The sequence below is a fragment of the Formosa sp. A9 genome, assembly GCF_051200825.1.
Lineage (GTDB): Bacteria > Bacteroidota > Bacteroidia > Flavobacteriales > Flavobacteriaceae > Formosa.
The window spans coordinates 2041925-2067965 of sequence record NZ_CP195158.1 but is presented as its reverse complement, the minus strand read 5'-3'; the positions used below and the strand labels follow the sequence as shown (position 1 = coordinate 2067965).

Below are 26041 nucleotides of genomic sequence, written 5' to 3'. Positions count from 1 at the left end.
CAAAATTTTATTTAATTACACATGAAATTATTAGAAGGAAAAACAGCAATTATTACAGGTGCAAGTCGCGGTATTGGTAAAGGAATTGCTCAAGTTTTTGCACAACAAGGTGCAAATATTGCATTTACATATAGTGCTTCTGTAGAAGCTGCCCAAGCTTTGGAAGCCGAATTAAATAGTTTAGGAATTAAAGCAAAAGGCTACCAAAGTAATGCCGCTAATTTTGAAGAAGCTCAAAGTTTAGCAGAAGATGTTGTTAAGGAATTTGGAAGTATAGATATACTGGTAAATAATGCAGGAATCACGAAAGATAATTTGTTAATGCGTATTAGCGAGGAAGATTTTGATAAGGTTATTGAAGTTAACCTAAAATCTGTTTTTAATATGACTAAAGCGGTGCAACGCACTATGTTGAAGCAACGTAAAGGTTCGATCATAAATATGAGCTCTGTTGTAGGAGTTAAAGGAAATGCAGGGCAAACCAATTATGCAGCGTCTAAAGCAGGTATTATAGGATTCTCAAAATCTGTTGCTTTAGAGTTGGGCTCAAGAAATATTAGAAGCAATGTTGTCGCTCCTGGTTTTATTGAAACCGAAATGACTGCAAAATTAGACGAGAATACTGTAAAAGGCTGGCGCGATGCCATTCCATTAAAGCGTGGTGGTACTCCAGAAGATATAGCAAATGCATGTGTGTTTTTAGCTAGCGATATGAGTGCATATGTAACCGGGCAAACGTTAAATGTAGATGGCGGAATGTTAACCTAATTTATGGCTGTAAACACCATATTATATATTATTCTTGCTGGAATAGTAGCACTTCTATTAGCTCTTTTTCAATATAAATTTAAAGTGAAAAGCATGTCAAAACAGCACATGCTTTTTGCTTTTTTAAGGTTTCTATCGATTTTTTTGGTTCTATTACTATTAATTAATCCAAAGTTCGAACAACTTAATACAGTTACAGAAAAACCTAAGTTATTGGTTGTAACCGATAATTCGGAATCGGTTGTGCATTTAGAGCAGGATGCTAATGCAAGAAAAGTTAGAAGTTTTTTTAAAACCGACACCGATTTAAACGCTAGTTTCGATATACAATATTACACCTTCGGTAATGTATTACAGCAGAATGATAGTCTAACGTTTTCTAGTAAGCAAACCGATATTTCTAAAGCTTTTTCAGATCTTAATACAATTCATGGTCAAGATGTAGCTCCAATAGTTTTAATAACCGATGGCAATCAGACCTTTGGGGATGACTATACGTTTACTACAGTTAAGCAACCTGTTTACCCTATCATTTTAGGAGATACTACAACGTATTTAGATCTTCATATCAAGCAATTACAGGTAAATAAATATGCATATTTAAATAATAAATTTCCTGTTGAGACTATTTTGGTTTATACAGGAAACCGTCCAGTAACTTCTACTTTTACAGTAAAATCTGGATCGCACATTGTGTTTTCTAAGACCGTACAATTTTCAAAACATAATAATTCCGAAGTTTTACAATTTACCTTACCCGCATCGCGTGTAGGGGTAACAACTTACGAAGCAGAACTAGCACCGCTTCCGCAAGAAAGAAACACTATAAATAACCGAAAAAGTTTTGCTGTTGAAGTCATCGACGAACAAATGAATGTTGCTTTAGTTTCTAATTTTTATCATCCAGATTTAGGCATGTTTAAAAAAAGTATAGAAAGTAATAAGCAGCGTTCTGCACATATTTTGAAGCCTAGAGAATATCTGAGTAAAATTAATGATTTTCAGTTGGTTATGTTGTATCAGCCTAACAATCAGTTTAAAGGTGTTTTAGATGACATTAAGAAAACTAACAAGCATGTGTTTGTAGTTTCTGGATCGCAAACCGATTGGCATTTTCTAAATCAGAATGGTTTACATTTTAAGCACGACATTTCAGGTCAAACCGAATGGTACCAACCAGCTTTAAATTCTAATTTTTCTACTTTTATTGTAGATGATTTAGATTTCGAATCGTTTCCACCTTTAGAGTCCGCTTTTGGCGAGCTTACTGTGGACGTGCCTTACGAAACTTTATTGTATAAAAAATTAGGTAATGCGGTAACCGAACAGTCCTTATTACTTACGTTAGAAGAGGATGGCCAGCGTGAGGTGTTACTACTGGGAGAAAATATTTGGCAGTGGCGAGCAGAAAGTTTTTTAAATACTAATGATTTTCAGGCGTTTGATAATTTTATAGGCAAATTGGTACAATATCTGGCCTCTACACAACGCAAGAGTAGATTGGTGCTAGATTATGAATCTTTTTATGAAGATGTAAGTAATGTAGTAGTTAAGGCACAATACTTTAACAAAAATTACGAATTTGATGCATCCGAATCGCTTCAATTAACACTAACGAACAAAGTTGATGGTACTACGGTAACTTTACCTTTTGTATTAAAAAACACTAATTATCAGGTCGATTTAAGTCATTTGCCAGCTTCAGAATACGATTTTACAGTAAAAGCTTTGCATGCCAATATTTCAAAATCAGGTAGTTTAACTATTTTAGATTTTAATATCGAGCAGCAATTTTTAAATGCCAATGTAACAAAATTACAACAATTAGCGACCAATACTAATGGTATGTCTGCTTATGTAAGCGATTATACAGCATTAAAAGAGAATCTTTTAAAAGACCAACGTTATAAACCCATTTTAAAAAGCACAAAAATCACACAAGCCTTAATAGACTGGAAATATTTACTAGGACTTTTGGTATTAACGCTTTCTGCAGAATGGTTTTTACGTAAATATTACGGACTAATATAAATAATTGAACATGGAAAAATTACCAAAAATTGCATTGCCATTTGTTATCCTTATTGTGGCACTAATTATTTTAATATCTAAATCGGCTATAACCATAGGTTCTGGTGAAGCGGGTGTATTATATAAAACCTTTGGTGGCGGTGTCGTAACCGATGAACCTCCTTTAGGCGAAGGTTTTCATGTGGTGGCACCTTGGAATAAGGTTTTTGTTTACGAGGTAAGGCAACAGGAAATTTACGAACGTATGAATGTGTTATCGTCTAATGGTTTAGATATTAAACTTGAAGCTTCGGCATGGTTTCAGCCACAATACGAGAATTTAGGAAAATTACACAAAGAAAAGAGCGAAATGTATAAAGAACGTATTTTATTGCCAGCTATTCGTTCGGCTGCCAGAAGCGTTGTGGGGCGTTATACGCCAGAGCAACTGTATTCGAGTAAGCGAGATGCCATTCAAAAAGAAATATTTGAAGAAACAAAAAGTATAGTAGACGACCAATACATCCAACTTAACGAAATTTTGGTGCGCGATGTAGCTTTACCGCCATCTATAAAAGATGCCATAGAACGTAAACTAAAGCAGGAACAAGAGTCTTTAGAATACGAATTTAGACTGGTGACAGCGCAAAAAGAAGCTCAAAAACAAATTATTGAAGCTCAAGGTAAAGCCGATGCCAATAAAATATTAAGCGAATCTTTAAACGATAAAATTTTGCAAGATAAAGGTATAGAGGCTACTGTAAAATTATCGGAATCTGCTAATGCGAAAGTGATAGTAATCGGTTCTGGAGATAGCGGCTTACCAATAATTTTAGGAAACCAATAAAAACTTTTTAATTTTTAATTGAAAAGCTTGCATAAGTGTTTTTAATTTCTGAATATTTGTAAAAGAAAAACAAAAACATGTTATTTATTCAAGTACATCATCATCATTTTCATACTTGCACTCAAGCGAGCTGAAAATGTATTGGATAAATTCAGAATAATATATTTTTAAACCCCGTTTGAGTAAATCAGATGGGGTTTTTATTTTACTGCCCATGGATTTACTCAAGCGATATTAATCAACTAAAATGAGTAAACTAAAAATTGCTGTTCAAAAATCTGGTCGTTTGTACGACGACTCTATGCAAATACTAAAAGACATTGGTATTTCTATAGATAACGGAAAAGATCAACTGAAGGCTTCGGCTAGAAATTTCCCTATTGAAGTATTTTATTTAAGAAATGGCGACATTCCACAGTATTTAAAAGATGGTGTTGTAGATGCCGCGATTATTGGAGAAAATGTACTTATAGAAAAAGGTGGAAACATTCAAATTAAAGAAAAACTGGGTTTTTCTGCCTGTAAAGTTTCAGTCGCTGTTCCAAAATCAGTTAAATATAAAAGCATTCAAGAGCTGGAAGGTAAACGTATCGCAACGTCGTACCCCAATACGGTTCAGCAATATTTAGAAAAAAATAAAGTAAAAGCCAATATTCATATTATTAATGGATCGGTAGAAATTGCGCCAAATATAGGTCTGGCCGATGCCATAGTAGATATCGTTTCGAGCGGTAGTACCTTGTTTAAAAATGGTTTGAAAGAAGTAGAAGTATTATTAAAGTCTGAGGCCGTTTTAGCTGCGTCTCCTTTAATTTCTGAAGCTAACGAGGCCATACTAAATAAAATTCAATTCAGAATACAATCGGTATTAAAAGGCCGACAATCCAAATATGTGTTATTAAACGCACCCAATGAGAAATTAGATACTATAATTTCCATTTTGCCAGGCATGCGAAGTCCTACAGTTTTGCCGTTAGCCGAGCAAGGATGGAGTTCTGTGCACACAGTTATTAATAAAAATAAATTTTGGGAAATTATAGACGAACTGAAGCTTCATGGAGCAGAAGGAATTTTAGTTTGCCCAATAGATAACATGGTTTTATAAATTGATTTAAGACGAAAGACGATGAATATTATAGAAAATCCCAAACCTAGCGAATGGGGCAATATTTTGCAAAGACCTACACAAACGGTTAATGATATCGAAAACACCGTAACTCAAATTTTTGATGATGTAAAGCGTCATGGAGATGAAGCTATCACGAAATACACGTCTATTTTTGATGGTGTTACGTTAGAATCTAATTTAGTTACCGATAAAGAAATTGAAACAGCTTCTGCCGCTGTAAACGATACGTTAAAGGCGGCAATCCAAACAGCTTACAATAATATTGAGCGTTTTCACGCGGCTCAAAAAACACAAAAAGTTGAAGTTGAAACGACAAATGGTGTACAGTGTTGGCAAGAAAAACGCCCCATCGAAAAAATAGGTTTGTATATTCCGGGTGGAACAGCTCCTTTATTTTCTACCGTTTTAATGTTGGCTATACCTGCTAAAATTGCAGGTTGCAAAGAAATCGTGTTGTGTACGCCTCCAAGCAAAACAGGTGCGATTGCCAACGAAATTTTGTTTGCAGCACAATTGTGTGGGGTTTCCAAAATTATAAAAGTTGGCGGTATTCAGGCTATAGCAGGTTTAACATTTGGAACCGAAACGATTCCACAAGTGTATAAAATATTTGGTCCTGGTAATCAGTTTGTAACTGTGGCCAAGCAGTTAGCAACCAAATATGGTGTGGCGATCGATATGCCTGCCGGACCAAGCGAATTATTGGTTTTTGCAGACGATAGCGCCAATGCCAATTATGTAGCATCCGATTTGTTGAGTCAGGCGGAACACGGAGCCGATAGTCAGGTGATTTTGGTAACGACTTCCAAAGCAATCATCGATCAGGTTTTAAAAGCCTTAGAGAGGCAAATTTCATTATTGCCACGACAAGACATTGCGAAAAAAGCGATTGCCAATTCCAAAATGATTTATGTCGAAAACGAAGCGGTAGCTTTAGATTTAATCAACGAATACGCTCCGGAACATTTTATTATTTGTTCTAAAAATGAAGCTGTTTTTGTAGATGGTATTGTAAATGCTGGTTCGGTATTTATTGGCAATTACACGCCAGAAAGTGCTGGCGATTATGCCTCGGGAACCAATCACACTTTACCGACCAACGGGTTTAGTAAAGCCTATTCGGGTGTGAATTTAGATAGTTTTTCTAAGAGTATTACCTTTCAGAAAATATCGGAACAAGGCCTTTTAGATTTAGGACCAGTTATCGAAAGTATGGCCGAAGCCGAAGGTTTGCAAGCACACAAAAATGCGGTAACTTTACGTTTAAATGATTTAAAAAAATAACATGGCTAGTGTTCAAGATCTTTTAAGACCTTCCATTAAAGCTTTAAAAGCTTATTCGTCTGCACGAGACGAATTTCAGGAAGAAACCAGCGACATGGTGTTTTTAGACGCTAACGAAAATCCCTTTAACAATGGCATTAATAGGTATCCCGATCCGTATCAAAATGAAGTGAAAGCTATTTTGTCAGACATAAAAGAGGTTTCGAAATCTAACATCCTTTTGGGCAATGGTAGCGACGAAGTTTTGGATTTAATTGTTCGAGCTTTTTGCGAACCCAACCAAGATAATGTCATTATTTTACCACCAACCTACGGCATGTACGAAGTGTTGGCAAATTTGAACGCTGTTGGAATTAAGAAAGTATTGTTGACGGAAACATTTCAACCAGAAACGGATCAGATTTTAGAAGCAGCCGATGCACATAGTAAAATCTTATTCTTATGCTCGCCGAATAATCCGTCTGGAAATAGCTTTATCGATACTGATGTAGAAGTGTTGTTGAAAAAATTTGAAGGCATCGTGGTTATTGACGAAGCGTATATCGATTTTTCGTCGAAAGACAGTTGGTTGCAGCGATTGGATGAATTTCCAAATCTAATCATCACCCAAACTTTGTCTAAAGCTTATGGCATGGCGGGCATTCGCTTAGGAATTTGCTATGCGTCTACCGAAATTATTTCTGTACTAAATACTATCAAACCGCCTTACAATATCAATGTGTTAACGCAAAATAAAGCGGCAGAATTACTAAAACAAACCGATCTTGTTAGTAACGAAATTGATGCTATTTTAATAGAACGCAGTCAGTTAATTTCAGACTTAAAGCAGATCAATTACATCAGCAAAATTTACCCAACAGACACCAATTTTGTACTGGTAAAGGTAGATGATGCAACCCAACGTTATAATCAATTAATTAAAAAAGGCGTAGTTGTTAGAAACCGAACAACGCAACCCCTATGCGAAAATTGCTTAAGGCTAACCGTAGGAACAAGCGTAGAAAATGAGACATTACTAACAGCTCTTAAAAGTTTACAATGAAACAAAAAGTATTATTTATAGATCGTGATGGCACGATTATTAAAGAACCAGCAGATGAGCAGATAGACGGGTTTGATAAATTGGAATTTTACCCAAAAGTGTTTCAATATTTAAGTAGAATTGCGAAAGAATTGGATTACGAATTGGTGATGGTTACCAATCAGGATGGTTTAGGAACCGAAGCGTTTCCTGAAGACACCTTTTGGCCGGTTCATAATTTTATAATTGATACTTTTAAAAATGAAGGTATCACATTTAAAAATCAGGTTATCGACAGAACTTTCGCTAAAGATAATGCACCAACACGGAAACCAAATACTGGTTTGTTGACCGAATATTTCTCAGAAGCTTACAATTTGGAAAATTCTTTCGTTATTGGCGATCGTTTAACCGATGTGGAATTAGCGAAAAACTTAGGATGTAAAGGTATTTTTATCAACGATAATACCAATCTTGGAACCGACGAAATTACTGTGAATCGAGGCGATTTAAACGAATTTATTGCCTTAGAATCTAACGATTGGGAAGCTATTTATAAATTTTTAAAAGTTGACGATCGCACCGGAAGTATCGAACGCAATACCAACGAAACGAAAATTAAAATCGATTTAAATCTAGACGGAACCGGTAAAAGTAACATTGAAACAGGCATTGCTTTTTTCGATCACATGCTCGATCAAATAGCACGTCATGGCCAATTGGATTTGAATGTAAAAGTGGATGGCGATTTAGAGGTGGACGAACACCATACTATTGAAGATACAGCCATTGCTTTGGGAGAATTGTTCAATACGGTTTTGGGCAACAAATTAGGCATTGAGCGCTACGGATTTTATTTGCCAATGGACGATTGTTTAGCGTCTGTGGGGATTGATTTTGGCGGTAGAAACTGGCTGGTTTGGGAAGCCGAGTTTAAACGCGAAATGGTAGGTAAAATGCCAACCGAAATGTTTTTTCACTTTTTTAAATCCTTCACCGATGGCGCGAAATGCAATTTAAATATTAAAGCAGAAGGCACCAACGAACATCACAAAATAGAAGCTATTTTTAAAGCCTTTGCAAAAGCCATTAAAATGGCTGTCAAACGCGATGTAGAAAAAATGATTTTACCATCAACCAAAGGGATGCTGTAACTCGAAATTATTTTAATTAAATTAATTACTGTTGAAATTCATTCTATTTTGTCTTTTCGAGCGCAGTCGAGAAATTGTCATTTAAAAAAAAACAACCTTTTCAAATGATAAGTAGTATTGTTTGTGAATAGAGAATTATTGCAGTTAAAAAATCAAAAACCATTGAAAGTAGTAATAATAGATTACGGTGCGGGCAACATCAAAAGTATTCAGTTTGCGTTTAAACGCTTAGGAATCGATGCGGTTTTAAGCAATAATCCAGACGAAATTATAGCGGCCGACCGTGTGATTTTCCCTGGTGTTGGCGAGGCGAGTTCGGCTTTAAAAATGCTTCAAAATAGCGGGTTGGATACACTGATTCCGACACTCAAACAGCCTGTTTTAGGGATTTGTTTGGGTATGCAATTACTTTGTAACTACACTGAGGAAGGCGATACCAAGGGTTTAGGTGTTTTTCAGGTAGCTGTTAAACGCTTTCCAAATACGGTAAAAGTGCCGCAAATGGGCTGGAATACGGTTTCGAATTTAAAATCGGATTTATTTAAGGATATTCCTGAAAATTCCTATATGTATTTAGTACACAGTTATTATGCAGAACATTGCGACGAAGCCATTGCGATAACCAATTATAACGGTAATTATGCCTCGGCTTTACAGCATAAAAATTTTTACGGCGTTCAGTTTCACCCAGAAAAAAGCAGTACAGCAGGAGAGCAAGTATTGCGTAATTTTTTAAATATTAAATCATATTGATCAATAAATAACCATGAGAATCATACCAGCCATAGATATTATAGACGGTAAATGTGTGCGCTTAACCAAAGGCGATTACGATACTAAAAAAATTTATAACGAAAACCCTTTAGAAGTCGCTAAGCAGTTTGAAGATGCTGGCGTAGAGTATCTGCACTTAGTAGATTTAGATGGTGCAAAAGCCAGTACTATTGTAAATTATAAGGTGTTAGAACAGATTGCCACGAAAACGAATTTAAAAATTGATTTTGGAGGAGGCTTAAAAACTAACGAAGACCTTTACATAGCATTTAATTCGGGTGCCAAACAGATCACCGGAGGGAGTATTGCTGTTAAAAATAAAGATATATTCGAAAAATGGATTCAGAAATATGGGAGTCAGAAAATTATTTTGGGTGCCGATGCCAAAAACGAAAAAGTCGCTATTAGCGGCTGGTTAGAAGAAAGCAGTTTGGAAGTGGTTCCGTTTATAAAAGGGTATATGCATAAAGGCATTCAGTATGTTATTTGCACCGATATTTCTAAAGATGGTATGTTGGAAGGTCCGTCTTTCGATTTGTATAAAAAAATCATTTCAGAAAATCCGAGTATCAAATTAATAGCTTCTGGAGGCATTTCGAGTAAAGAAGAATTACCAAAGCTTAAGGAAATTGGCTGCGAAGGTGTGATTATTGGCAAAGCGATTTACGAAAATAAAATAAGTTTAAAAGAATTAGAACAACTTGTAGTAAACTCACAATAAACTATGCTTACAAAACGAATCATTCCGTGTTTAGATATTAAGAATGGGCGAACTGTAAAAGGCGTTAATTTTGTAGATTTAATAGATGCTGGCGACCCTGTAGAACAAGCCAAACAATATGCTCTTGAAGGGGCAGACGAGTTGGTTTTTCTGGATATTGCGGCAACTTTGGAGGGGCGAGGCACTACTTTAGATATGGTATTACATGTTGCAGAGCAAGTTAATATTCCGTTTACAGTAGGTGGTGGTATCTCGTCTGTAGAACATGTTGATGCGTTGTTAAAATGTGGAGCCGATAAAGTGTCTATCAATTCCTCCGCTGTAAAACGCCCGGATTTGGTTAACGAATTAGCTAATAAATTTGGGAGTCAGTGTGTGGTTGTGGCCATTGATGCGAAACAAATTAACGGGCAGTGGAAAGTGCATTTGGCGGGAGGAAGTATTCCTACCGAAATCGATTTGTTCGACTGGGCAAAAGAAGTGGAATCGCGTGGTGCAGGCGAAATTTTATTTACTTCTATGGATCACGACGGGACTAAAAACGGATTTGCTAACGAAGCTTTGGCGAAACTTTCAAGTCTTTTAAATATTCCTATAATTGCTTCAGGTGGGGCAGGAAATGTTCAGCATTTTGTGGATACCTTCAACCGAGGAAAAGCCGATGCTGCTTTGGCGGCCAGCGTGTTTCATTTTGGAGAAATTCCTATTTCAGAATTAAAACAAAAACTTAATAAAAATAATATTCCTGTAAGGTTATAGCTTACAGTTAAAATAGAATATCATGACGATTGATTTCAATAAAAATAATGACGGTTTAGTGCCAGCAATCATTCAAGATGCGAGTACTAAAAACGTATTAATGTTAGGCTATATGAATGCCGAGGCGTATCAAAAAACAAAAGACACCAAATTAGTAACCTTTTTTAGTCGCACAAAAAACAGATTGTGGACGAAGGGTGAGGAAAGTGGCAATGTGTTACATTTGGTAGACATTAAACTAGATTGCGATAACGACACCTTGCTAATTACCGTGCACCCAAAAGGTCCAACGTGCCATACTGGAACCGATACGTGTTGGGCAGAAACTAATGCAACGAATTACGGATTTATTTCGCATTTAGAAGAAGTAATTGAAGACCGGCGTTTAAATTTTAAACCAAACGAGTCGTATGTATCGTCTTTATTTGCAAAAGGTATTAACAAAATAGCCCAAAAAGTAGGCGAGGAAGCTGTAGAAGTGGTGATTGAAGCCAAAGATAACGACGACAATTTGTTTTTAAATGAAAGTGCCGATTTGTTATTTCATTATTTAATGCTTTTACAAGCCAAAGGCTTTAAAATAAACGATGTGGTTAATATTTTAAAGGAGAGAGAAAAATAAGCACTAGAAAACCTAGTGCTATCCGTTTAAGAAATCCAACCTTTAGCCATAGCTGTTTTAGAAAACCATAGTAGAAACACCGAAAATACTAAAACAAATAGCGGCAGTATTATATTGCTTGGTGTACTGCCAAAAAACAAGTAACTCATTTGGGCAATTACGGCAATTAAAGAAATTAGAGCGATAACATAGGCAAATCTCTTGCGTAGCAATAGTAAAATACTGGCTAGAAACCCAAAAAATACAGCAACAGCAAAAGCGCCCATTACCCAAGACGGTGTGTTTAACACTGTTTTTAATTCTTCGGCGGTGTATTGTGCCCTAAAACTTTCGGTGTTGTAGGCTTGTTGTAAATAGGCGTAAACACCCATGCCATTCCATAACAGCGCAATTATGCTAGCAACCCAGAACCAAATAGGAGGTTTAATAGTGTTTGTCATAAAAAAATAAAGTTAGTTAGTAAAATCAGCATTTAAGATACTAATTTTTTTGTGATGTCTATCAAAATAAGTTACTTGCCGTACTTTTTAAAATAAACAAGTTTCCAGTTGAAAAAGCGTTTTTTTTACCTTATTGCAATTCAATATTTAGGCTATCGTTTTCATGGTTGGCAAAAACAACCCAATTTAAAAACGGTACATTTAATGATTGATAAAACCATGCGTTATGTGATGGATGGTAAAACATTTAAAACCATGGGAGCTGGTCGTACAGATGCCATGGTATCTGCAGAGCAAGGTGCTTTCGAATTGTTTTTGGAAGATCCTATAGAGGATTTAGACGCGTTTTTAGCTGTTTTCAATTATAACTTACCACAAGATTTAAGAGCTTTATCTATCAAAGAAGTCGATAGTACATTTAATATTATTCAAACTTCAAAAATGAAGGAATATGTTTATGTTTTTGCTCAAGGCAATAAATTCCATCCGTTTTGTGCGCCGATTATGACGACAATTTTAGATGAACTGGATATCGAATTAATGCAAGCTGGGGCTAAATTATTTGAAGGAACCCATAATTTTAAAACGTATTGTTATAAACCCACCGAAACAGGTGTGTTTAATCGTACCATAGATACTTGCGAAATTGTAGAAAACAGGTTGTATACTGCAAGTTTTTTTCCTGAACGGTCGTACATTTTACGTGTAAAAGGTCAGGGGTTTATGAGGAACCAAATCCGACTCATGATGGGAGCACTTATAAAATTGGGGAAGCATGAAATTCCGCTTCATTATATTTCAGATAGTTTAAAACCTGAAAGCAAGGAAGTAATGGATTATATTGCTCCTGCATCTGGGTTAATACTTCATAAAGTAGAATACGATTTGTAAATAGTCTTGGCTCTGTTTACAGACAAGTTATTAAAGACGTGTTCTATTTCTTTCATTGGTCTCAGTCGTTAGTTGAAACTATGCACTTTTAGTGCAAGACTTTCAGTTTCTATAAATATTTTTTGCCACGAATGCACGAATATTTGACTTAGTTTTTATAAAGATTATTCGTGTATTTGTGGCTAAAATAAATACAAATAATCGGACTTTCAGTCTGTTTTCAAACCTATAGACTTCCAGTCCACAGTGGTTTGGTTTAAATTTCAAAAATATTAATGTTAATACACGTTAAAACAATAGCTACGTATTAACATTAATTAACGCTTTAAAGTGTTTTTTACGTTAAAAGGTGTTAAGCTATAGCAAGGTGTAAATGTAACTTCATAATTTAACTATATGATGTAATTCGTTAGTGTGATTTGAAACTGTTTATAGCGATAGTGTCAAAAAAAATCACTAACTTACATGTAATGAGGTGATTGTGTTTGTTTCTGTAAAACACGCAATTGCAATTAATTAATCTTTAAATTTTAATATTATGTTACGCTGGACAATTGCATTTATTATTATTGCAATAATAGCAGGAATATTAGGTTTTGGTGGTATTGCAGGAGCTTCTGCAGGTATTGCTAAAATTACATTCTTTGTGTTTCTGGTATTATTTGTAATTACGCTTATGAGAGGTGCCTTATCTAAATAAATCTGTATTTAGAGTATTGCACAAGGTTTATCCAGCTCTTTTTATGTTTTAAAATGAGATTGGATAAGTCTTTACATGAATTTTTTTAATTATAATAAAGAACAAATGAAACAAGTATTAATAATTACTGGGTTGTGTGTTTGTAGTTTTGTAACTGCACAAACCGAGCCTAAAGATATTCAAGAAGAAACCAAAACAGTAACCACAAAAATTAATGATGGAAGTACAATAACAGAAGAAACTGTAGAGTACAACACTAAAAAAGTTCAGGAGGTCAAATTATCGGAAGATGATAAAAATAAGATTAATCAGGATCGTGCAAATGCGCCTGTAGAAGTTACAGAAACGGTTAGAATAACCAATAATAGTCCGTTTACCCAAACACAGCAGGTTAAGCATTATACTTTAGACGGTAAACGTTGTGTATTTACTATGAGCGAGGATGGTTTTTTAATTTCCGACCCTTATAATACGTATACTCCTAAAACTGTAAAACAGTCTGCCGATAGTAAACAGTTTGTTATTGAGGAAGATGGTACTTCTGGTATTGGTTTTTTTGACGATAAGGGCAATTTTATTGTGCAACAATTCGATAAAAATACCAATAAGGTCGAGTCTAAAGTCTACACTTTAGTAGAGTAGAGGTCGTCACTTAAATTTATTTAAGGCTTCGTAAATACGGAGCCTTTTTTGTATTTTTAATGTTTTAAATACTTCAAAAATATGATTTCTCAAAACGTACTGGATTTTTTAAAGTTATTAGAACAGCATAATGATAGAACTTGGTTTCAAGATCATAAATCGGAATTTAAAGCTGTAGAGGGCGAAGTTAAATTGGCTTATCAAAAATTGTTCGACACTATAAAATTACACGACGATGTTGATGCTTTAAAACTATTCAGAATTTACAGAGATGTAAGATTTTCTAAAAACAAACAACCGTATAAAACGCACTTTGGAGGTAGTATACATAGGAAAAAACCACAATTGCGTGGGGGCTATTATTTGCAAATTCAACCCGATAACAAATCGTTTATAGCCACAGGGTTTTGGGATCCGAATAAAGCAGATTTACACCGTGTTAGAAAAGAATTTGAAGTTGATACACAAGAAATGCGAGACATTTTAAACCATTCAAAATTTAAATCCGTTTGGGGCAATTTGGTTGGCGATGAACTTAAAACTGCCCCAAAAGGATTCGATAAAAATCACCCAGATATCGATCTTATAAAGAAAAAGCAATATATTTTTACAAAATCGTTTACAGACCAAGAGGTTACTAGTCCGGATTTTATTACTAAAATCGATGAAGATTTTAAAACCATTAGGCCTTATTTTGATTATATGAGCGACGTATTAACCACTAATATAAATGGCGAATCTTTGCTTTAAATAACGTCGGCCAACGGAGTGTCGAATAACTGAATATTATTTAAAAGTTGTTCTTTTGTAATGTTCATCATTCGTTTATTTAGTGCCGAAGAATTTTCGATATAACGTAAATATTCTTCAACAGTAAATTGTCCAATAATCATACCCTTTACCGAGTTACGAAATTTCATGTCTTTTTGAATGGCATTTTCTACATACGCTATTTTTTTTGGCAGACTTAAACCATAAAACACATTTTTGTGTTTGGCGATGTAGTTTTTAAGTACTTCAATAAATAGGTCTTCTTGAAATTTGATGATGGGCCGCAATGTTTCGTTTTGAAAACGTTCGTCACTACTCATGTTTTCGCTTAACGTCCCTAAAGAGGTTTCAGGTCGAATAGCTTTCAGATTGTTGTGTCTTGTTGTCATAATTTTAAACATTTTTCTTAAAATTATTAATTATCTCTAATCAAATAAATGTTAATGCTATTACTTGTTAACGTGGTTATGAACAATTAAAGAATTATCTTTATACAAAATTATTCCATTATGAAGTTTGGAAGCGTAAGCCACCCAGAACATATTGATTTTTCGTTACCAGAAGACCATCCTAAAACACGTTTGGTTTTAGAGCAATTTAAAGATGATAATGTGCCTGAAATTTACGTAGGTTGTGCAAAATGGAATAAAGCCGATTTAAAACATTTTTATCCCAAAGGCACCAAAGACGAACTTGGTTATTATGCTTCGCAATTTAATAGTATAGAGCTTAATGCAACCTTTTATCGTATTTTTAGTGCAGAGCAATTTGCTGTATGGAAGCATAAAACACCTCAATCGTTTAAGTTTTTTCCAAAAATTAATCAAACCATTAGTCATTACAAAAGACTTACAGACGTTAAAGCCGAAACTGAATTACTTTTAACAAACGCAAGCCAATTAGAAGATAAATTGGGATGTTTTTTCTTACAATTACACACGAACTTTTCGCCTGATAATTTTAGAGTATTATCAGAATTTTTAAATTTTTGGCCAGAGCAATATCCGTTAGCAGTTGAGTTTAGGCATAGCGATTGGTTTAATGATGTGGAAGTAGCGAATAACTTATACCAATTGTTAGAAACGCATAACATTTCCAATATTATTGTAGACACGGCTGGCCGTCGCGATTTGTTACACATGCGATTAACCAACGCGAGAGCGTTTGTTCGCTATGTAGGAGCTAATCACTCCAGCGATTATAAGCGATTAGACGATTGGGTAGAACGTTTAAAGTTATGGCAAGACCAAGGGATTAAAGAAATAGATTTTTTTATTCATCAAAATACAGAAAAAGAATCTCCTTTGCTAGCAGCATATTTTATAAAAGCATTAAATAAAGCATTAGGAAGTCAGTTGAAAATTCCTAACGATAATACAAATTCACAACAAAATTTATTTACATGAGATTTCACACCAGAAAATGGGTTAAACCCGAAGATTTAAACGCTAACGAAACTTTATTTGGAGGCAAATTACTTGCATGGATAGACGAGGAAGCAGCCTTGTATTCTATCATTCAATTAGAAAATAATAGAGTCGTTACTAAATACATGTCCGAAATTAATTTTTTAAGCTCGGCAAAAAAAGGCGATATCGTAGAGATTGGTATCGAAGTCGTAAAATTCGGTAAATCGTCTTTAACGTTAAATTGTGAAGTTAGAAATAAAATGACACGGGAAACAATTATTAAAGTAGACAATATTATTATGGTTAATTTGGGTGAAGATGGTAAACCAAAACCTCATGGAAAAACCAAAATAGAGTATGTAAAAGATCGATTGGAAAGTAATTCTAAATAAATGTTATAAATTCTTACTTTTTTCAGCTGTTAAGCATTAAAATGAAAAATAGAATTATTAACTTAGTAGAACTGTTAATCAAACCATTAATTAAAATAATATGAAAAAAATTCTTTACATCACGTTAGCGATGCTTGTGCTATCCTGTTCAGGATCTAAATCTACAACTGCTCAAGCTCCAAGTAAAAAAATGTTAAAAGGCACTTGGGAAGTCACAGATATTAAATTTGTAGGCGATAAAGGGTTATACAAGGCTTTTTTATTCGATTTAGCCGACTCGTCTTGCTTTAAAGGCGGCGAATGGGTGTTTATACCAAATAACGGTTCTGGTAAATTTTCAACTAAAGCGAATAGTTCGATTTGCGAAGCTTACACCAATAGCATCCATTGGTCGTTTTTAGAAGGAACAGATGGGTACACGCAATTTCAGTTTAAATATGTAGGCGACGATATAAAAGCCAAACACGTTACTTCTGGTTATCGCGCCACAATTCAGGATATTAGCGATAACGTAATGGTTATTAAAGTACCAACAACTTACGAAGGAAATCCTTTTGATGTTATTATGACGTATAACAAAACTTCCGATAACATCGATTTATAATTAACAATTTAATATTTACAAAACATGAAACAAACAACAAGTATATTTGTAGCTATAGCTTTGGTATTTTCAATATCGTTTGTAAGCTGCGATTCTTTAAAAAATGCTAATAGCACCCAAAAAGGTGCAGGTATTGGTGTTGCAGGTGGTGCATTAATAGGAGGCCTTATTGGTGGTAACGTTACTGGTGCACTTATTGGTGCTGCCGTTGGTGGTGCTGCTGGTGGTATAATAGGTAACCAAATGGATAAACAAGCCGATAAGATTGAAGAAGCGCTTCCTGGAGCCGAGGTTAATCGTGTTGGAGAAGGCATTCAAGTGGTTTTCGATGATAAAAGTGGTGTAACTTTTGCCATAAATAAAGCCGATTTAACAGCTAGCGCTAAAGAAAATCTAGATGCTATCGCAGAAATTTTCACAGAATTCCCAGATACTAACTTATTAGTAGAAGGTCATACAGACAGTTCTGGAGACGATGCTTATAACATGACTTTATCTAAAAAAAGAGCACAGTCTGTAGTTGATTATTTAGAAGGAAAAGGTATTTCCAGCGATCGTTTTACAGTTACAGCTTATGGCGAAACCAAACCTAGATTTGATAACGCTACAGAAGAAGGTAGAGTGAAAAACAGACGCGTAGAAATTGGTATTTCTGCAAACCAAGAAATGATAGACGATGCTAAGGCACAAGCCAACTAATATCGTTTTAATTATATTGCATAAAAAAGTCGCGTATTACACGCGACTTTTTTATGTTTATAAATAATGTTATTCTGTAATGTAATTACTAAGTTCGAATATTTCAAGATCAAAATATTGCACTGCGGCCAGGGTATGATCAAAAATATCCGACATGATATATTCGTAATTTTGCCAACGTTTATCGCTACTAAAAGCATAAATTTCTAAAGGGATTCCTTGAGGTGTAGGCGCTAATTGTCGCGTCATAATCGTCATATCCTTATTTATGGCCGAATGGGTTTCTATATAACTTTGAAGATACTTCCTAAACACACCTAAATTAGTCATGTTTCTCCCGTTAATTAATAAGGTTTTATCGGCATTGTTATTTTCGTTATACTTATTAATATCGTTTTGTCTATGTTCTAAATAATCAGAAATTAACTGTATTTTTTTAAGGGCATCAACACGTTCTTTTGTTAAGTAATGAACGCTAGTAGCCTTAATAATAATAGCTCTTTTAATGCGTCGGCCACCAGAACTATTCATTCCGCGCCAGTTTTTAAAAGAATCAGAAATTAAAGCATAGGTAGGAATGTTGGTTATCGTCATATCAAAGTTCTGAACTTGGACTGTAGAAAGGTTAATTTCTATAACGTCGCCATCGGCACCATATTTATCCATAGTAATCCAATCTCCAATTCTAACAGTATCGTTTATTGCTACTTGAATACTTGCAACAAAACCCAGAATTGTGTCTTTAAATATTAAAAGTAAGACTGCAGATGCGGCACCTAATGTGGTAAAGAAGGTTTTAATGTCTATACCGGTAATCATTACAAAAATAAGCGCGATGCCTATTGCCCATAGAAAAAGCATAAGTACTTGTATATAACTATCTATAGGTTTGTCTTTTAAGCGGGGGAGTGTTTTAAAGTACGATTCTAAAGTATTAAGAACGCTTCTTATAATCCAAATCACTAAAACAACACAGTATAGTTTTAGGAGTAATTCTACTGCATGTTCGAATACAGGAAAATCTGAAAATACAGTTGGTAAACACTTTAACGTAATTGCCAACGGAACAATATGCGCTATATTTCTTGGTACTTTGTGGTTGACTAATAAATCGTCGAATTTAGTTTTAGATTTTGCTGCAAATGACGAAAATGCCTGAATTAAAATCTTTCGCGCAATAAAATCAGATATAAAAACAATAATTAGAAGCAACACCAAAAGGCTAATCATATTCAAATAGATTGCCGTTGCATCGGAAATATTTAAGCTTTTAAAATAATTAAAGAAATAATGATTGAAGTTTTGCATATTAAGCTACCTTAAAATACTTTTTATCTGCTATAAAAGTTCCAAACGGGATTACTGAAGCTAATAACACAAAAGCAAAAGTCTTTTTATCCCATTTTAGTTCCATGCCTACCATAATGGCCAAAACAACATAAGCAACAAACAGTAAACCGTGTGGCATACCAAGTAATTTTACATATTGCGGATCTTTTAAAAGATATTTAATAGGTACAGCAACAAAGAGTAATAAAATGTACGAGATACCTTCTAGAGCACCAACAATTCGTAAAGTTTTTAATAATGAATTCATAAGAATATAGATTTTTGCAAATATACTAAAGCTTAATATATTGGACGTGCTTGGCAGATATTAAAGCAAAAAAAAGACTGCTCGAAAGCAGTCCTCTTCTATGGATAATGAAATGAAGGTTTTATTGATTTGCAACTTCGTTAGAGTTCATAAGTGCAAAAAACTTATTAATATTTGGAAGAATTACTATACGTGTTCTTCTGTTTTTTGCTTGGTTTTCTCTGGTATCGTTTTCGGCAATTGGATGGTAACTACTACGTCCGGCTGCTATCATTTTTTCTGGAGCAACATCGTAATCGTCTTGTAACTTACGTACAACCGAAGTTGCGCGCAATACACTTAAGTCCCAGTTGTCTTTTACAGTCGCAGTGTTAATACTTCTAGAGTCAGTATGGCCTTCTACCATAACTTCTATACTCGGTTCGGAGTTAATAACGTCGGCCAATTTTTGTAAAATGTTGTTTGCTTTACTACTTACTCTGTAACTTGCGGTATTAAATAACATTTTATCTGAAATAGAAATCATAACAACAGTTTCGTTAATATCTATCGCAATATCTTCATCTTCGTTAAGTGAACTGCTGTCTAAAGATTTTTGTAAGTTATAAGCCACTGCCAAATTCATAGAATCTTTTAGTGTTTTGGCTTCGCTTAATTTAGCAGGATCTACATGTTTTAAAGTTTCTCGCATGCTTTTTTTAGTGTCGTTAGAGATGACTGCAACATCGCCAACGGCTACAAGTTTAGCATCATTTTCTTCGGTTAAAGAGTTTATTTTAGAATTGTAAGCATCTACACGTGCTTGAATTTCATCAAATTTAGCTTCTAAATCTTCTTTCTCTACAGTTGTTTTTTGCAACTGACTTTTTATTTGTCCGTTTTCTTCTTGTAAAGCCACATATTTCTTTTTAGAAACACAAGATGCCATTAGACATAAAGCTAATACTCCGATTGAAATTTTCTTCATAATTTTTAATTTTTGGTTTATATATGTACGCTTAAAAGCATGATTATGGTTTTTAAAACAACTTACTTTTTTAACACATTTTGTCTAATTATTTGATTTATTGTAGGATAAGTCTTTAAAAAAATGATAAAAAATCCGATTAAAATCTAATTTTATAGATAATGTGGTTAATTGAAATCGTGTTAATTCAAAATTAATATAGCAAAGGCAGTTAGGTGTATGCGTTCATAAAAAAATTTAACTCTAATGCTATTTATACTTCTTGCGACTTATAAATATGTGTATTTTTGACATGCATTAGATAAACTATTATAATTTATGAGATCTTTAAAAGGACAACGCGCTTTAATAACCGGAGCAGGTAGAGGAATAGGAAAAGCTTTAGCTTTGGCATTGGCAAAAGAAGGTGTACATATTGCCTTATTGGCAAGAACGACAGCAGATATAGAAGATGTTGCTAAAGAAGTAAGAAAACTTGGTGTAGAAGCCATAACGGTAACCGCAGACGTATCGTCTATAGATGATGTAAATACCGCCGCAAAAACAATTTTATATCAGTTTAAAACCATAGACATTCTTATAAACAATGCTGGTATTGCTAAATTTGGGTCGTTTTTAGCTTTAGAACCCGAAGAATGGGAACATATAATTAGAGTAAATGTTATGGGAATTTATTATGTAACCCGTGCATTTTTACCACAAATGATTGATAATAAATCTGGTGATATTGTAAACATATCTTCTACTGCAGGTCTAAAAGGTAATGCCGCTACTAGTGCTTACAGTGCCTCTAAATTTGCTGTATTAGGACTTACAGAGTCTTTAATGCAAGAAGTGAGAAAACATAATATTAGAGTTACAGCATTAACACCAAGTACTATTGCAACAGATTTGTCTGTAGATTTAAACTTAACAGATGGTAATACCGAAAGTGTAATGCAAGCCGAAGATTTTGCCGAGTTAATTATAGCACAACTTAAACTGAACAGACGCGTATTTATAAAAGAGTCTAGTATTTGGTCTACAAACCCGTAACAATAATTTCCATAAATAGAATAATTCCATATCTGTTTTATTCTGAAGACATCACTATTTAAATGAATCTCTGTCGCGCTCAATAAAGTTGGGTTTGACAGAGATTTTTGTTTATTCATCAAGATTAAATTAGTGTTAATTTTAAGGTTGAGTAATGATTCAAAATATTATTTATCGTAATATTGCAATAAATAAATTAATAAGATGGGAATCACAAAATCTGAAATATTTTCGGAGCAGCAAAACGAAATTGCAAGTTTGGCCAAAGTATTAGGGCATCCTGCGCGAATTGCTATTTTGGAATATCTGTTTAAATCGGAATCTTGTATTTGTGGCGATTTGGTAGAAGAAATTGGTTTGGCACAACCTACCATTTCTCAGCATTTAAAAGAATTAAAAAATGCAGGCATTATTAAAGGCACTATAGAGGGGACAAGTGTTTGTTATTGTATCGATAGTAACAGATGGCAGGCTATACAGCTTAAACTAACACAATTTTTAAATCAGGAAACGCCTAGATCGCCGACAGATTGTTGTTAAAAAAATTTACTTTCATTCATCGTAATATTACAATTAAATATAAATAATCATGACACTTCAAGACATTCAAACGCACTTAGGGGCACTAGAGCAATTAGAGTTTCAGTTGCCAAACGGACAATTAGTACCAAGACATTTTCACGTTACCGAAATAGGTAAAGTTTCAAAAGATTTTATAGACTGTGGTGGCACATTAAGACACGAAACGGTTATTAATTTTCAGCTGTGGCAGGCTAACGATTACGACCATAGGTTGCATCCCGAAAAATTAACTCACATTATAGAATTATCTAAATCTGCTTTAGAATTGCCAGAGGATTTAACTATTGAGGTAGAGTACCAAGGCGACACGATACAAAAGTATGGTTTAGACTTCGATGGCACCCGTTTTTTATTAACGACCACACAAACCGATTGTTTGGCAAAAGACCAGTGTGGCATTCCTGCAGATAAACCAAAAATTAAACTTTCAGATTTAAACTCAAATTCAGCCTGTTGTTCACCTAATTCAGGATGTTGTTAATTCAATTATTATGTATACTAAACTTTCAAATTTAATCGCGTCTTTCAATTATCAGTCTATAAGTGAAGATCGCAAAACAACCTTACAGCCTTTAGTGGATTATATTCAAGAAAAATTCACGAAAAAGGAAACTATTCGACTTAACTTTATATGTACACACAATTCCAGACGCAGTCATTTGTCTCAAGTATGGGCACAAACCGCGGCATTGTATTTTAAAATTCCATCAGTAGTATGTTTTTCGGGTGGGACAGAAGCCACTGCTTTATTTCCTAAAGTTGCCGAAACTTTAGAAGCTACCGGATTTAAAATTCAGCAATTATCGCAAGAGCAAAATCCTGTGTATGCGATAAAATATGCAGAAAACGAACATCCGGTTATTGGTTTCTCGAAACGATTTGATGCTGATTTTAATCCGGAAGCGCATTTTGCAGCTATCATGACCTGTTCTCAGGCCGATCAAGGTTGTCCGTTTATAGCTGGTGCAGAAAAGCGTATTCCTATTACTTTTGAAGATCCTAAAGCATTTGATGGTACACCACAACAAACCGAACAATATAATGCACGTAGCTTACAAATTGCAGAAGAATTATGTTATGTGTTTTCTAAAATAAACTAATTATGGCAAGTAGTAAACGATTAAGTTTTTTAGATAATTATTTAACTTTATGGATATTTATAGCCATGGCCATTGGAGTAGGTATAGGCTATTATTTTCCGAGTTTTCCAGAGTTCATCAATAGTTTTAACAAAGGCACGACCAATATACCTATAGCTATTGGTTTAATTTTAATGATGTATCCGCCTCTAGCGAAAGTTAATTATGCCTTATTACCAAAAGTATTTAAAGATACTAAGCTACTCTCTGTTTCACTGATTTTAAATTGGGTAATAGGCCCTTTACTGATGTTTGCTTTGGCATTAACATTTTTACACGATTATCCAGAATACATGGTAGGTCTTATCTTAATAGGTCTTGCACGTTGTATAGCCATGGTTTTGGTTTGGAATGATTTAGCAGATGGAAACAGCGAGTATGGTGCTGGATTGGTGGCTTTAAACAGTATTTTTCAGGTGTTTGGCTATAGTTTTTATGCTTGGATTTTTATAACTGTTTTACCGCCATATTTTGGTTTTGATGGCGCTATTGTAGACATTTCAATAAGTACCATAGCTGAAAGTGTTGCTATATATTTGGGGATTCCTTTTGTATTAGGTTTTTTAAGTCGGTTTATTTTGGTTCGATTAAAAGGCGAGCAATGGTATACAAATACATTTATACCAGCTATTTCTCCGCTAACCTTAATCGCTTTATTGTTTACTATTGTTGTAATGTTTTCGTTAAAAGGCGAGTTGATTGTTCAAATACCAATCGATGTTTTAATTATAGCTGTACCATTGTTAATCTATTTTACTATCATGTTTGTAATAGGATTTTTTGTTAGCAAAGCCGTTGGTGCACCTTACGATAAAAATGCAGCTGTGGCGTTTACGGCTGCAGGCAATAATTTCGAATTGGCCATAGCAGTAGCTATCGCAGTATTTGGTTTAAATTCGGGGCAGGCTTTTGCGGGGGTAATTGGGCCTTTAGTAGAAGTGCCGGCATTAATTTTGCTAGTCCGTGTCTCATTTTGGTTAAAAAACAAATACTACAAATAAAACAGTAATAATTGTATCTGTGTTAATTTCACTTTAATAAAATAGTTATTTTTACACTAAAATTTTACGGTTAAAAAATGTCAAAAAAGAAATATAACATAGCGGTAGTTCAGCTTAATCTGAACAATACTCCAGAAAACAATTTAAAGAAATGTTTAAGTTGGGTAAGCGATGCAGCCAAACAAGGCGCAGAGATTATTCTTATTCCAGAATTGTACAGTAGCCACTATTTTTGTCAGACTGAAGATGTTGATAATTTCGCTTACGCGGAACCTTTGTATAGTACCTCTTTTAAAGCATTTAGCGCTTTAGCAAAAGAGTTGGGCGTGGTAATAATTGTGCCGTTTTTCGAAAAACGTATGGCAGGTATTTATCACAATAGTGCTTATATTATTGATGCCGATGGAACTGAAGCTGGATTGTACAGAAAAATGCACATTCCAGACGATCCTCATTTTTACGAGAAATTTTATTTTACACCAGGCGATTTAGGTTTTCAAGCCATCGAAACCCAAAAAGGCAAAATCGGCACACTAATTTGCTGGGATCAGTGGTATCCAGAAGCAGCACGATTAACAGCTTTAAAAGGTGCCGAAGTATTGTTTTATCCAACAGCTATCGGTTGGCATCCTAAAGAAAAAGAAGAGTTTGGAGCTAACCAACACGGTGCTTGGATGAATGTTATGAAAGGCCATGCTGTAGCCAATGGTGTTTTTGTAGCTGCCGCTAACCGTATTGGTTTAGAACAATATGTGCCAGATACCGATGGTATACAATTTTGGGGTTCATCGTTTATAGCTGGGCCTCAGGGCGAAATATTAGCTCAGGCGTCGCACGATAAAGAAGAAATCTTAATTGCCGAAGTCGATTTGGATTTACAGGAAAATGTGCGTCAGAATTGGCCGTTTTTTAGAGACCGCCGAATAGATGCTTTTGGAGATATTACTAAACGCGCAATAGATAAATAAATGAGCGAATTAGGGTATAGATTTCCAGCCGAATGGGAGCAGCAACAGGGTGTATTATTGTGTTTTCCATACAATGGCAACGATTGGCCAGGAAAATTCAAGGCCATACAATGGGCATTTGTAGAGTTTATAAAAAAAGTAGCACAGGTAGAAACGGTGTTTCTTGTGGTTAAAGATGGAAAGCAAGAGATGTTTGTTACCGAACTTCTGGATCAGGCTCATGTTAACATGAAACAGGTCGCTTTTTTACAACATAAGACCAATAGGAGTTGGATGCGCGATTCTGGACCAATTATTGTAAAAAAAGGAAACGAGCGCATTGCTTTAAATTTCAATTTTAACGGTTGGGCTAAATATAAAAATTTCACTCTAGATCGTGGTGTTCCACAAAAAGTGGCAACGGCATTAAACATGCCTTTAGAGCAAGTAACATACAAGGGTAAACCTGTAGTTTTAGAAGGAGGTGCAATAGATGTTAATGGTAAAGGGACTTTATTAACTACAGAAGAATGTTTGTTGCATCCTGACATTCAGGTAAGGAATGGTGGATTCACTAAAACGGATTATGAAGCCATTTTTAAAACGTATTTGGGCGTTTCTAATGTTATTTGGTTAGGAGACGGTATAGTGGGCGACGATACCCATGGGCATGTAGATGATTTATGTCGATTTGTAAACGAAGATACCATTGTTACTGTTGTAGAAGATAACCCTGACGACAAGAATTACAAAGTGCTTCAAGATAATTTAAAACGCTTAAAGGCTTCGACTTTAGAAACAGGAAAAACACCAAATATTGTAACCTTGCCAATGCCTAAACCGTTGTTTTTTGATGGTTTGCAAATTCCGGCTAGTTATGCGAATTTTTTAATTTTAAATACATTAGTGTTGGTGCCTGTATTTAATGATAGTAACGATAGAATAGCTTTAAATACCATTGCCGATTGTTTTCCAAATCATGAAGTTATCGGCATGAGCGCGATTGATTTAATTTGGGGATTTGGCACCTTACATTGCTTAAGTCAGCAAATTCCATCGTAATTTTATAGCTAAATAATATTAAAAAGCCGTCTTAAAATTGTAATTGGCTTCAATTTTAAGACGGCTTTTGTATT

Annotated in this window: 31 protein-coding genes; 26 read left to right on the top strand and 5 right to left on the bottom strand. The window is 34.6% G+C overall.

Annotation, left to right across the window (positions count from 1 at the left end):
• Positions 1-21 precede the first annotated feature (21 nt).
• The 11 genes from fabG to hisIE all read left to right on the top strand — a co-directional run bounded on the left by fabG (position 22) and on the right by hisIE (position 11089).
• Positions 22-768 carry a 3-oxoacyl-[acyl-carrier-protein] reductase gene (fabG, locus tag ACR9EA_RS09350; RefSeq protein ID WP_435132002.1) on the top strand — a complete coding sequence of 249 codons (747 nt, stop codon included), beginning with the start codon at positions 22-24 and terminating at the stop codon, positions 766-768.
• Positions 769-861: 93 nt separating this feature from the next.
• Positions 862-2799, top strand: coding sequence for a VWA domain-containing protein (locus tag ACR9EA_RS09345; protein WP_435131999.1), 1938 nt, complete (start codon positions 862-864; stop codon positions 2797-2799).
• A 10-nt stretch (positions 2800-2809) separates the two neighbouring features.
• The gene (locus tag ACR9EA_RS09340) at positions 2810-3625 is read left to right on the top strand and encodes a prohibitin family protein (RefSeq protein ID WP_435131996.1); all 816 of its coding nucleotides are present in this window, start codon (positions 2810-2812) and stop codon (positions 3623-3625) included.
• Between the two features lie 247 nt (positions 3626-3872).
• Entirely contained in the window at positions 3873-4730 is an 858-nt protein-coding gene (gene hisG / locus ACR9EA_RS09335) for an ATP phosphoribosyltransferase (RefSeq protein WP_435131994.1), read from the top strand.
• Positions 4731-4751: 21 nt separating this feature from the next.
• Entirely contained in the window at positions 4752-6038 is a 1287-nt protein-coding gene (gene hisD / locus ACR9EA_RS09330) for a histidinol dehydrogenase (RefSeq protein WP_435131991.1), read from the top strand.
• A gap of 1 nt (position 6039) precedes the next feature.
• On the top strand, positions 6040-7080 hold the full coding sequence (gene hisC, locus ACR9EA_RS09325) for a histidinol-phosphate transaminase (RefSeq protein ID WP_435131988.1): 1041 nt from the start codon (positions 6040-6042) through the stop codon (positions 7078-7080).
• A complete protein-coding gene (gene hisB / locus ACR9EA_RS09320) occupies positions 7077-8213 on the top strand; it encodes a bifunctional histidinol-phosphatase/imidazoleglycerol-phosphate dehydratase HisB (RefSeq protein ID WP_435131986.1) in 1137 nt (378 codons plus the stop codon). Before hisC ends, hisB begins: the two co-directional genes overlap by 4 nt.
• A gap of 162 nt (positions 8214-8375) precedes the next feature.
• A complete protein-coding gene (gene hisH / locus ACR9EA_RS09315; RefSeq protein ID WP_435131983.1) occupies positions 8376-8966 on the top strand; it encodes an imidazole glycerol phosphate synthase subunit HisH in 591 nt (196 codons plus the stop codon).
• 13 nt (positions 8967-8979) lie between these two features.
• The gene (hisA, locus tag ACR9EA_RS09310) at positions 8980-9708 is read left to right on the top strand and encodes a 1-(5-phosphoribosyl)-5-[(5-phosphoribosylamino)methylideneamino]imidazole-4-carboxamide isomerase (RefSeq protein ID WP_435131981.1); all 729 of its coding nucleotides are present in this window, start codon (positions 8980-8982) and stop codon (positions 9706-9708) included.
• Positions 9709-9711: 3 nt separating this feature from the next.
• The gene (gene hisF, locus ACR9EA_RS09305; protein WP_435131979.1) at positions 9712-10467 is read left to right on the top strand and encodes an imidazole glycerol phosphate synthase subunit HisF; all 756 of its coding nucleotides are present in this window, start codon (positions 9712-9714) and stop codon (positions 10465-10467) included.
• 22 nt (positions 10468-10489) lie between these two features.
• Positions 10490-11089: a bifunctional phosphoribosyl-AMP cyclohydrolase/phosphoribosyl-ATP diphosphatase HisIE gene (hisIE, locus tag ACR9EA_RS09300; RefSeq protein WP_435131976.1), complete on the top strand. Its 600-nt coding sequence runs from the start codon at positions 10490-10492 to the stop codon at positions 11087-11089.
• A gap of 26 nt (positions 11090-11115) precedes the next feature.
• Here hisIE and ACR9EA_RS09295 read toward each other — a convergent pair whose 3' ends face one another.
• Positions 11116-11529 (bottom strand): hypothetical protein, encoded by a 414-nt coding sequence (locus tag ACR9EA_RS09295; protein WP_435131974.1) that lies wholly within the window; start codon positions 11527-11529, stop codon positions 11116-11118.
• A gap of 108 nt (positions 11530-11637) precedes the next feature.
• Between ACR9EA_RS09295 and ACR9EA_RS09290 the strand changes: the two genes are divergently transcribed.
• From ACR9EA_RS09290 to ACR9EA_RS09275, 4 genes are all read left to right on the top strand, one after another.
• Positions 11638-12420, top strand: coding sequence for a tRNA pseudouridine synthase A (locus ACR9EA_RS09290; protein ID WP_435131972.1), 783 nt, complete (start codon positions 11638-11640; stop codon positions 12418-12420).
• Between the two features lie 538 nt (positions 12421-12958).
• Complete coding sequence (locus ACR9EA_RS09285; RefSeq protein ID WP_435131969.1) at positions 12959-13120, top strand: DUF1328 domain-containing protein; 162 nt, start codon at positions 12959-12961, stop codon at positions 13118-13120.
• 105 nt (positions 13121-13225) lie between these two features.
• Entirely contained in the window at positions 13226-13762 is a 537-nt protein-coding gene (locus tag ACR9EA_RS09280) for a hypothetical protein (protein ID WP_435131967.1), read from the top strand.
• An 81-nt stretch (positions 13763-13843) separates the two neighbouring features.
• Positions 13844-14512 (top strand): DUF2461 domain-containing protein, encoded by a 669-nt coding sequence (locus ACR9EA_RS09275; protein ID WP_435131965.1) that lies wholly within the window; start codon positions 13844-13846, stop codon positions 14510-14512.
• Here the strand turns inward: ACR9EA_RS09275 and ACR9EA_RS09270 are convergent.
• A complete protein-coding gene (locus tag ACR9EA_RS09270) occupies positions 14509-14922 on the bottom strand; it encodes a glyoxalase (protein WP_435131963.1) in 414 nt (137 codons plus the stop codon). The two genes, ACR9EA_RS09275 and ACR9EA_RS09270, sit on opposite strands and share 4 nt — an antisense overlap.
• Before the next feature lie 120 nt (positions 14923-15042).
• Here ACR9EA_RS09270 and ACR9EA_RS09265 point away from each other — a divergent pair, with 120 nt between their 5' ends.
• The 4 genes from ACR9EA_RS09265 to ACR9EA_RS09250 all read left to right on the top strand — a co-directional run bounded on the left by ACR9EA_RS09265 (position 15043) and on the right by ACR9EA_RS09250 (position 17637).
• Positions 15043-15939, top strand: coding sequence for a DUF72 domain-containing protein (locus ACR9EA_RS09265; protein ID WP_435131960.1), 897 nt, complete (start codon positions 15043-15045; stop codon positions 15937-15939).
• Positions 15936-16334, top strand: a complete 399-nt coding sequence (locus tag ACR9EA_RS09260; RefSeq protein WP_435131957.1) for an acyl-CoA thioesterase — start codon at positions 15936-15938, stop codon at positions 16332-16334. The genes ACR9EA_RS09265 and ACR9EA_RS09260 overlap by 4 nt, the downstream gene beginning before the upstream one ends.
• Positions 16335-16434: 100 nt before the next feature.
• On the top strand, positions 16435-16938 hold the full coding sequence (locus ACR9EA_RS09255) for a hypothetical protein (RefSeq protein WP_435131954.1): 504 nt from the start codon (positions 16435-16437) through the stop codon (positions 16936-16938).
• Positions 16939-16962: 24 nt separating this feature from the next.
• Positions 16963-17637 (top strand): OmpA family protein, encoded by a 675-nt coding sequence (locus ACR9EA_RS09250; protein ID WP_435131951.1) that lies wholly within the window; start codon positions 16963-16965, stop codon positions 17635-17637.
• Between the two features lie 69 nt (positions 17638-17706).
• Here the strand turns inward: ACR9EA_RS09250 and ACR9EA_RS09245 are convergent, their stop codons facing one another.
• The 3 genes from ACR9EA_RS09245 to ACR9EA_RS09235 form a co-directional block, all read right to left on the bottom strand.
• The gene (locus ACR9EA_RS09245; RefSeq protein WP_435131949.1) at positions 17707-18945 is read right to left on the bottom strand and encodes a mechanosensitive ion channel family protein; all 1239 of its coding nucleotides are present in this window, start codon (positions 18943-18945) and stop codon (positions 17707-17709) included.
• A 1-nt stretch (position 18946) separates the two neighbouring features.
• Entirely contained in the window at positions 18947-19234 is a 288-nt protein-coding gene (locus tag ACR9EA_RS09240; protein WP_435131946.1) for a DUF3817 domain-containing protein, read from the bottom strand.
• Between the two features lie 121 nt (positions 19235-19355).
• Positions 19356-20201, bottom strand: a complete 846-nt coding sequence (locus ACR9EA_RS09235) for an OmpA/MotB family protein (RefSeq protein ID WP_435131943.1) — start codon at positions 20199-20201, stop codon at positions 19356-19358.
• A gap of 318 nt (positions 20202-20519) precedes the next feature.
• On the opposite strand from ACR9EA_RS09235, the gene ACR9EA_RS09230 reads away from it, so the two are divergent.
• The 7 genes from ACR9EA_RS09230 to ACR9EA_RS09200 all read left to right on the top strand — a co-directional run bounded on the left by ACR9EA_RS09230 (position 20520) and on the right by ACR9EA_RS09200 (position 25967).
• Positions 20520-21236, top strand: coding sequence for a 3-ketoacyl-ACP reductase (locus ACR9EA_RS09230; protein ID WP_435131941.1), 717 nt, complete (start codon positions 20520-20522; stop codon positions 21234-21236).
• A 204-nt stretch (positions 21237-21440) separates the two neighbouring features.
• Positions 21441-21776, top strand: coding sequence for an ArsR/SmtB family transcription factor (locus ACR9EA_RS09225; RefSeq protein ID WP_435131939.1), 336 nt, complete (start codon positions 21441-21443; stop codon positions 21774-21776).
• A 49-nt stretch (positions 21777-21825) separates the two neighbouring features.
• Positions 21826-22299: a DUF6428 family protein gene (locus ACR9EA_RS09220; protein WP_435131936.1), complete on the top strand. Its 474-nt coding sequence runs from the start codon at positions 21826-21828 to the stop codon at positions 22297-22299.
• A 10-nt stretch (positions 22300-22309) separates the two neighbouring features.
• On the top strand, positions 22310-22918 hold the full coding sequence (locus ACR9EA_RS09215) for a low molecular weight phosphatase family protein (RefSeq protein WP_435131934.1): 609 nt from the start codon (positions 22310-22312) through the stop codon (positions 22916-22918).
• A gap of 2 nt (positions 22919-22920) precedes the next feature.
• Entirely contained in the window at positions 22921-23958 is a 1038-nt protein-coding gene (arsB, locus tag ACR9EA_RS09210) for an ACR3 family arsenite efflux transporter (RefSeq protein WP_435131932.1), read from the top strand.
• A gap of 77 nt (positions 23959-24035) precedes the next feature.
• On the top strand, positions 24036-24926 hold the full coding sequence (locus tag ACR9EA_RS09205; protein ID WP_435131930.1) for a carbon-nitrogen hydrolase: 891 nt from the start codon (positions 24036-24038) through the stop codon (positions 24924-24926).
• A complete protein-coding gene (locus ACR9EA_RS09200; RefSeq protein ID WP_435131928.1) occupies positions 24927-25967 on the top strand; it encodes an agmatine deiminase family protein in 1041 nt (346 codons plus the stop codon).
• Positions 25968-26041: the final 74 nt, after the last annotated feature.